The sequence below is a fragment of the Brevibacillus sp. genome (assembly GCF_003521185.1).
GTDB lineage: Bacteria > Bacillota > Bacilli > Brevibacillales > Brevibacillaceae > Brevibacillus > Brevibacillus parabrevis.
In genome coordinates, this window is the sequence record NZ_DOTK01000046.1 from 34,172 (window position 1) to 42,672 (window position 8,501).

6 protein-coding genes are annotated in these 8,501 nt (G+C 56.7%); all 6 read right to left on the reverse strand.

Going from position 1 to position 8,501, the window contains the following annotated elements; genetic code table 11:
* Positions 1–10: 10 nt before the first annotated feature.
* Complete coding sequence (locus DEP07_RS14415; RefSeq protein WP_217021813.1) at positions 11–1,561, reverse strand: acyl-CoA carboxylase subunit beta; 1,551 nt, start codon at positions 1,559–1,561, stop codon at positions 11–13.
* Positions 1,562–1,582: 21 nt separating this feature from the next.
* Positions 1,583–2,629 (reverse strand): methylmalonyl Co-A mutase-associated GTPase MeaB, encoded by a 1,047-nt coding sequence (gene meaB / locus DEP07_RS14420; protein ID WP_122963374.1) that lies wholly within the window; start codon positions 2,627–2,629, stop codon positions 1,583–1,585.
* Entirely contained in the window at positions 2,626–4,812 is a 2,187-nt protein-coding gene (gene scpA / locus DEP07_RS14425) for a methylmalonyl-CoA mutase (RefSeq protein ID WP_173595915.1), read from the reverse strand. Before scpA ends, meaB begins: the two co-directional genes overlap by 4 nt.
* Positions 4,809–6,932 (reverse strand): methylmalonyl-CoA mutase family protein, encoded by a 2,124-nt coding sequence (locus DEP07_RS14430; RefSeq protein WP_287102644.1) that lies wholly within the window; start codon positions 6,930–6,932, stop codon positions 4,809–4,811. The genes scpA and DEP07_RS14430 overlap by 4 nt, the downstream gene beginning before the upstream one ends.
* Before the next feature lie 28 nt (positions 6,933–6,960).
* Positions 6,961–7,518 (reverse strand): acetyl-CoA carboxylase biotin carboxyl carrier protein, encoded by a 558-nt coding sequence (gene accB, locus DEP07_RS14435; RefSeq protein WP_217021810.1) that lies wholly within the window; start codon positions 7,516–7,518, stop codon positions 6,961–6,963.
* Positions 7,519–7,755: 237 nt separating this feature from the next.
* A complete protein-coding gene (locus tag DEP07_RS14440) occupies positions 7,756–8,403 on the reverse strand; it encodes a TetR/AcrR family transcriptional regulator (RefSeq protein WP_167470249.1) in 648 nt (215 codons plus the stop codon).
* Positions 8,404–8,501 lie beyond the last annotated feature (98 nt).

Here is an 8,501-nt window from a genome sequence, read left to right on the forward strand (position 1 = left end):
TGCTCCCCTCTTACAATGGGATGTTCCCATGCTTTTTGTACGGACGGTCTTCCTGCTTGTTTCTGAGCATCTCCAACGCCTGGGCGACCTTCATCCGGGTTTCCCGCGGGTCGATGACGTCGTCGACCATGCCGAGGCTTGCCGCCACGTACGGATTGGCGAATTTCTCGCGGTAGAGCGCGATTTTTTCCGCGCGGGTTGCCGCCGGATTTTCGCTGCTCTCGATTTCTTTTGCGAAAATGACGTTCGCAGCACCTTCTGGGCCCATGACGGCAATTTCCGCATTTGGCCAGGCGTAGACGATATCTGCGCCAATCGACTTGGAATTGAGCGCCACGTATGCGCCGCCGTACGCTTTGCGCAAAATGACGGTAATTTTCGGCACGGTCGCTTCCGAGTACGCATACAAAATCTTCGCCCCGTGGCGGATGATTCCTCCGTGCTCCTGGTTGATCCCCGGGAAAAAGCCGGAGACATCCTCAAAGGTCAACAGCGGGATGTTGAAGCAATCGCAGAAGCGGATGAACCTGGCCAGCTTGTCGGAAGAATGAATGTCGAGTCCGCCCGCCATTACTTTCGGCTGGTTGGCGATGATCCCGACACTGTGTCCGTCGATCCGCGCCAGTCCGATGACGATGTTGCGAGCAAAATTCGGCTGCACTTCCATGAAGTCGCCCTGATCCACGATTTTTTCGATCACTTTGCGAACGTCATACACTTTCGTGCTCTCGGCCGGAACCAGCTCCAGCAGCTCTTCCTGCCATTCTTCGCCGCCCGCAGCTTCGAGGACAGGAGCGCGGTCGCGGTTGTTTTGCGGCAGGAAGCTGAGCAGCCTGCGCACTGATTCCAGCACCTCTTGCTCGGATTCGGCCGTAAAGTGGGCATTGCCACTGACCGTGGAGTGGACGCGCGCGCCGCCCAAGTCTTCCGCGGAAATTTTCTCGCCTGTTACTGTCTCGATCACTTTTGGTCCGGTGATGAACATTTGGCTCGTCTTTTCGACCATGAACACGAAGTCGGTAATGGCCGGAGAGTAGACCGCTCCGCCCGCGCAAGGCCCCAAAATAACCGAGATTTGCGGGATCACCCCGGAGTAGATCGCATTGCGGTAAAAAATCGTGCCGTATCCGTCCAGGGAACTGACGCCTTCCTGAATGCGTGCGCCGCCGGAGTCGTTCAATCCGATGAACGGAGCGCCGTTTTTCGCAGCCAAATCCATGACTTTGGCGATCTTCATGGCGTGCATCTCGCCGAGCGCACCGCCAAATACAGTGAAGTCCTGCGCGAACAAGTAAACAGGGCGACCGTTAATTTTGCCGTATCCGGTTACGACGCCTTCGCCCGGCGCTTCCATCTGATCCAGTCCGAAATGCGTCGCTCTGTGCTCGACGAACGGATTCAACTCCATGAACGTATCCGGGTCGAGCAACAGCTCGATCCGCTCGCGGGCAGTCAGCTTGCCGCGGTTATGCTGGGCATCAATCCGGGCGTCACCGCCGCCCAGCTCGATTTTGAATTTTCGCTCCATCAAGTCATCGATTTTTTTGTGCATGTCGCTCATCGTCCGACCTTCTTCCTCTCTCTATTTCATGATCGCTTTTTCGAAAATGGCTACAAGCTGTTGTACCGCGCTCGTCGGCGACAATTGTCCGCTCGTCACGGATTGCTCGATGGCCGGGAGCATCTTGGCTACTTGCGGATTGCCAAAAAACGTAGTGCGCAAGTAGTCTTGGGCCATGCTGTGCATCCAGTCGAGCAGTTGCGCCTTGCGCCGGGCCTCGAAGCTGCCCGATAGTCCCGTCACATGGCGAAATGCGCCAACGACCTCCCATATGTCCGCGATGCCTTCTCCGGTCACCGCCGAGCACATGTACGCTTTCGTCTCCCAGCCGGACGTAGCCGGCTGCAAGTAGTGCAGCACCCGGTTGTACTCGCCTTTGGCAATCAAAGCCCGCGTGCGGTTCTCCCCGTCCGCTTTGTTGATCAACAGCGCGTCGGCAATTTCCATGATCCCCTTTTTGATCCCTTGCAGCTCGTCGCCAGCTCCGGTCAGCATCAACAGCAGGAAGAAATCGACCATCGATCGGACGGTCGTCTCGCTCTGTCCGACGCCAACCGTCTCGACCAAAATGACATCGTAGCCAGCCGCTTCGCAAATCAGCATCGTTTCCCGCGTCTTCCGGTTGACCCCGCCCAGCGTCCCTCCGGTAGCGGACGGGCGGATGAACGCGTTCGGGTTGCGCGAGAGCAGCTCCATCCGCGTCTTGTCGCCGAGAATGCTCCCGCGCGTGACGGTACTGCTCGGATCGACCGCAAGCACAGCCACCCGATGGCCTTTTTCGCACAGCATCGTGCCAAATGCCTCGATAAACGTGCTTTTGCCTGCTCCCGGCACTCCCGACACCCCGATGCGAATCGATTGCCCGGTGTGGGGCAAAAGCTGGCGGATCACTTCCTGCGCCATGTCCATATGGGCGGCGGAATTGCTCTCGACCAGCGTGATGGCCTGGGCGAGCACGGTCCGGTTGTTTGCCCGCACGCCCTCGACGTACTGCTCGACAGAAAGGCGCGGGAGGCGGACTTTGGAAGAAAAGTTCAGGGATGTTTTGCCGTCTCCACCGCCGCTCATAGGCCGGCAGCCTCCAGTCGATGTACGATTTCCTGCAAAACGTGCTGGGCTGCTACCGGAATGACGGTTCCCGGACCGAAGATGGCGGCAGCGCCATGCTCGCGCAAAAAGGCGTAATCCTGCGGCGGAATGACCCCGCCGATGACGACGACGATATCTTCGCGGCCCAACTTTTTCAGCTCCTCCACGAGTTGCGGCAGCAATGTCTTGTGTCCGGCAGCGAGCGAGCTGAAGCCGATCACATGCACGTCGTTTTCCACCGCTTGTTTTGCCGTTTCCTCCGGTGTCTGGAACAACGGCCCGATATCGACATCAAAGCCCAGGTCGGCAAAAGCGGTCGCGATGACTTTTGCTCCCCGGTCGTGCCCGTCCTGGCCCATCTTGGCGATCATGATGCGCGGACGCCGCCCTTCCCACTGCTCAAATTCATCCGCCATTTTGCGCACCGCTGCCACTTCATCCGCATCGGCGTACTCTGCACTGTAGACGCCGCTGATCGAGCGGATCACCGCTTTGTGCCGTCCGACCACCTTTTCATACGCATCCGAGATTTCGCCGAGCGACGCCCTTGCCCGCGCCGCTTCAATCGCCAGCGCCAGCAAATTGCCTTCGCCCGTTCGCGCACACTCGGTGATAGCAGACAGTGCCGCCTGCACCCGCGCCTCGTCTCGATTTTCGCGAAGCTCTTGCAATCGGCGGATTTGCGCTTCGCGTACCGCTGTGTTGTCGACTTCGAGAATTTCCAGCGGGTCTTCCTTGTCCAGACGGTACTTGTTCACACCGATGATAGCTTCTTTCGCCGAATCGATATGCGCCTGGCGTCTGGCTGCCGCTTCCTCGATTTTCATTTTGGGCAATCCCGTCTCAATCGCTTTCGCCATGCCGCCCAAAGCTTCGATCTCCTCGATGTGCGCCCACGCTTTTTCCACGAGCTGCGCTGTCAGCGACTCGACGTAGTACGAGCCTGCCCACGGGTCCACGACCTTCGTAATCTGGGTTTCGTCCTGCAAAAACAACTGTGTGTTGCGGGCGATTCGCGCGGAAAAGTCGGTCGGAAGCGCAATCGCCTCATCGAGCGCATTCGTATGCAGCGACTGCGTATGTCCGAGCGCCGCCGCCATCGCTTCCACGCACGTCCGCACGACGTTGTTGTACGGGTCTTGCTCGGTCAGGCTCCAGCCGGATGTTTGCGAGTGCGTGCGCAACGCCATCGACTTTTCGTTTTTCGGGTTGAACTGCTTGATCAGGCTCGCCCAAATCAGGCGTGCCGCCCGCATTTTCGCTACCTCCATGAAGTAGTTCATGCCAATCGCCCAGAAAAACGACAGGCGCGGTGCGAAAGCGTCAATGTCGATGCCAGCCGCAAGCCCCGTTCGCACGTATTCCAAACCGTCCGCGAGCGTATACGCCAGCTCGATGTCCGCTGTCGCGCCTGCTTCTTGCAGATGGTAGCCGGAAATACTGATGCTGTTGAACTTGGGCATGTGCTTCGAGGTGTAGGCGAAGATGTCGGAAATAATTTTCATCGACGCCTCTGGCGGGTAAATGTACGTATTGCGCACCATGTATTCTTTCAAAATGTCGTTTTGAATCGTCCCGGTCAGCTCAGCCTGCGATACGCCCTGCTCCTCCGCCGCCACGATGTAAAAGGCCATGATCGGCAATACCGCTCCGTTCATCGTCATGGAAACAGACATTTTATCCAGCGGAATCCCGTCGAACAAAATTTTCATGTCGAGAATCGAGTCTACAGCCACTCCCGCCTTGCCGACATCCCCGACTACGCGCGGGTGGTCGGAATCGTATCCGCGGTGCGTGGCGAGGTCAAAGGCAATCGACAGCCCTTTTTGTCCGGCAGCCAGGTTGCGGCGATAAAAGGCGTTGCTCTCCTCTGCCGTGGAAAATCCGGCATACTGGCGCACGGTCCAAGGCTGGGTGACGTACATCGTCGGATACGGGCCGCGGAAATAAGGAGGCAGGCCCGGCATGTAGCCCAGATGCGTCATGTCTTGCACATCTTCTTTTGTATAAACAGGCTTGACGGGGATTTGCTCCATCGTCTGCCACAACTGCTGCTCCGCAAACTCAAACGCCTTTGCCCCGGCAAAAGCCTCCGCCGGAAACAAGTCGGAGATGTCCCGCCTGGACGAATACGGCATTTTGGAAAAATCAGGTCTCTTCATCGTGAGCTCACTCCTGTCCGCTCCTGAAGTTCTCGCAGCATCTGATAGCAATTGGAGCGCAGATGAATGCAATCATCCACTCCAGCCGCTTTGTACTGCGCCAGCTGCTCGGCATCCGGCAATCCAGCCAAAAGCACGGTCATATCCGGAGCCGCCTGCTTGATCGCCTGGGCGAGTGGCGGCACCAGCTCGGGATAGCTTGCATCGTCGGAGCAAATGACGGTAATCCGCGCTCCCGATGCGATTGCCGCTTGTGCCGCCTCTGCTGCCGAGCTGTACGCTGCTGTTCGCAGCGCTGCAAAACCGCCGACGGCAAAAAACTCTGCGGCAAAGTCCGCTCGCGCCTTATGCTTGGCGACAGGGCCAAGCGCCGCCAGAAACACGGATGGCCGCTGCCCTGTTTTCCCTGCGTACGCTTCCGCTTGCTTGCGCAATGTTTCGAAAGCTTCAGCCGCCCGGTGAACGCGAAGCGGAGCAATCACCGTCGACGCTTGCTTGCCTGCGGTCAGCGCCTTGGCAATATCGCCTACGGTCGCGCCGTCAAGCGCTGCTTTTGCCGCCGCTTCCACCCAATCAGCCGTATGTTGCGCCAGCTTTTCCAAAGCTTCTGCGGCATCAGCCGGATTTTTTTGGCTGCGGTATGCGCGCAATTCCGCGACTCGCTGCTTGTGAAGCGCTGGGTTGGCTGGACGCGTGAGCAGCTGCTCCGCAGGATTCGGATACATGTTGGTGCCGACGATGCGGCTTTTGCGCTCTTGGATGTCTTTTTGCTTGCGGGCCGCTGTCTGGGCAATCGTTTCTTGCACGAAGCCGGACTCCAAAGCACGAAGCAAGCCGCCCTGCTCCTCTACTTGCACAAACAGCTCCCACGCCTTTTTCGCCAATTCGTCCGTGAGCCACTCGACATACCAGGAGCCGCCAGCAGGGTCAGCGACTTTTGCCAGGTGCGCCTCCTGTTCCAAAATGATTTGTGTATTGCGTGCGATCCGGCGGGAAAACTCGTTGGCTGGACGAATCGCTTCGTCAAAAGCAGATACATGCAAGCTGTCGACGCCGCCAACAATCGCAGAAAACGCTTCCGTAGTTGCGCGCAGCATGTTGACGTACGGGTCGCAGACCGTTTTCGTCCAAGCCGCTGTGCGGGCGTGAATCGCTATTTTTTGCGCCTCGACCGAACCGCCGTACGCGTCCACAATATTCGCCCACAGCATTTTCACGGCCCGAAGCTTGGCAATTTCCATGAACACATCGGAACCGACCGCAAAAGAAAACTGCATCCGGCCCGCCACTTCTTCAATCGAAAGGCCGCGGTCAAGCATCGCCTGAATATACTCGACGCCCGTTGCCAGCGAAAAAGCCAGCTCGGCCACAGCATGACCGCCGCTCTCGCAATACGGATTGCCCTGAACGAGAATCGTTTTGAGCTTGGGCGCATGCTGACTGGCCCAACTCGTCATTTTCGCCATCGCGGCAAAAGCAGTGTCAAGCGAGTGCGGAAGCTGTCCTTCCACGAGCAACGGCGTCAGCGGGTCTTGCCCGATGCATCCCCGCAAGTTTGCCGGACTGTGGCCGCTCGCCTTCATATGAGCGAACAGCAGGGAAAAGACTGGCAAGCCTAATGCTCCCGACTGCACGAACAAAGGCAGCTCTTCCAAATTCAGTCCGCGCAAAGCTTCCCCCAGTTCTTCCAGCGCAAAAATGGACAAGCCGTCTTTACCGATGTCTTCCGGCAGTGCTTCATCTGGATCAAGCCCTGCGCGCACAGCGCGATCAAATACGATGTGCAGCGCCGTTTGCCCGCGAGCCAAATCTGTCAATGCCGCTTCATGAAACGATTTCGCGTCCGGGGCCGCCATTTCCTGGCAGACCTCCCAGCGCCCAGCCTGCTGATCCAGCGGACTTCTCGTTCCCCTGACAAAAGGAGCCTCGCCTGGCACCCCTCGTCGTGGCAATGTTGCGACATCTTCCGCCCGATAGATCGGCTGGCGGATAATTCCTTCCTGTGTTTTGGTCAACAGCTTGGCATCGAAGGCAGCTCCCTTCAACGATTTTTCGGCCGCCTCCCGCCATTGCTCGTACGTCGGCACAGGAAATTGCGTAAACAGTGTATCTTTATTCACGATCCAGACCTCCCCTCATTCGCCGATTCTACTCGGCAAGCTTCACCAAAAACAGCGGCTGGCCGTGGTCAACCAGTTGGCCGTTTTGTACCAGTATCGAAACGATTTCCCCTTTGACCTCTGCTTCAATCTCGTTGAACAGCTTCATGGCTTCCACGATACAGACAATGCTGGACGGCTCCACGCGATCGTGTACCGCTACATACGGTGGCGCATCCTCGGCAGAAGCCGCGTAAAAGGTCCCGACCATCGGGGAGGTGATTTTATGCAAGTTTTCCGTCTTTTCTGCGGGATGAGCTGTTGCCTCCTGCCGCTTTGTTGCTACAGGTTCTGTTTGGAGCGGTTGAGTTCCTGCTTTTTGCGGCAGGTTGACGACGGATGAAGCTGGCTTGGCAGTGACCGCTGGCAACGTCGGCGCAGTGACCGCTGGCAACGTCGACGCAGTCACGGCAGCAACGCTTGCTGTTTGCCCGGCAGTCCGGCGTTTGATGCGCAAACGGGATTCGTCATCGCTGACATCGATAGACTCTATGTCTGTCTGCTCCAGCAGCTTGACCAGTTCTCTCAGTTCATAGATCGAAAACATACGTATTCCTCCCATGTCCCGACTCATTGTGGCTGATTTGCCAACGAACCGACTGGTTGGTCTGTGATGAATGCGCAAGACCGACCAGTTGGTCTTTTAAACATTATAGCAAATGTCTGAATCGTCGTACAGACCAACCAGTCAGTCTGAATGATACATCGCTGACCGGACCGTGAAGCGACTATGCCTCTGCTCCCATTTTTAGCAATGACGAGTAGTCGCCTGATCCATATTCGTTTACAACAATTTGAACGGCGCTTCGGGCGAAGCCAGGAAAAAGCGGTTGAAGTCCGGATTTTTCATCGCTTCTGGCTTCAGGACGGAATGCAGAACCATGTCGGCGTAAATGTCCGCAATCTGCTCGATCGAATACGTCCCTGTTTTTTGATACCATTTGTAAATCCAGTTGACCATGCCGAAAATCGCCATAGAGACGATTGGCACAGGCAGCTCCGGCCGGAACTCGCCCGATTTGATCCCGTCGGAAATGACGGTAAACATGATTTGCTTGTAGCGGTCCCGCTTCGTTTCAATATCAGTGAAATACTCCGGGGTCAAAAACAGGCTTTCCTGATAAAAGATCGTGACCTGCGAGCGGTACAGATCGATCATCATCACAAACGATTTGACGATTGCTTGCAGGCGCTCGGTTGGCGTATCCCACTTCTCGTACGCTTCTTCCGCTTTTTCCAGCACGTACGTAATGAACTGGTCGTGAATGATGTAGAGCAGTTCATCCTTGGACTTGAAGTTGTGGTAAAAGCCTCCCTTGGAGGTGCCGCTTTCTTTGACGATCTGGTCGACGGTGACCCGGTGGTAGCCATGTGCTTCAAACAGGCGCATGGCCGTATCAATAATTCGTTCCCTGATTGATTTTTCGCTCATTATCTTCACCCGTGATCATTATAGCATAGAAATTCTTTTGCCGAAGGACGTTTGCATGCGCATGTGTATTCGCGCTAATCGAGTAGGAGGGGGCGACT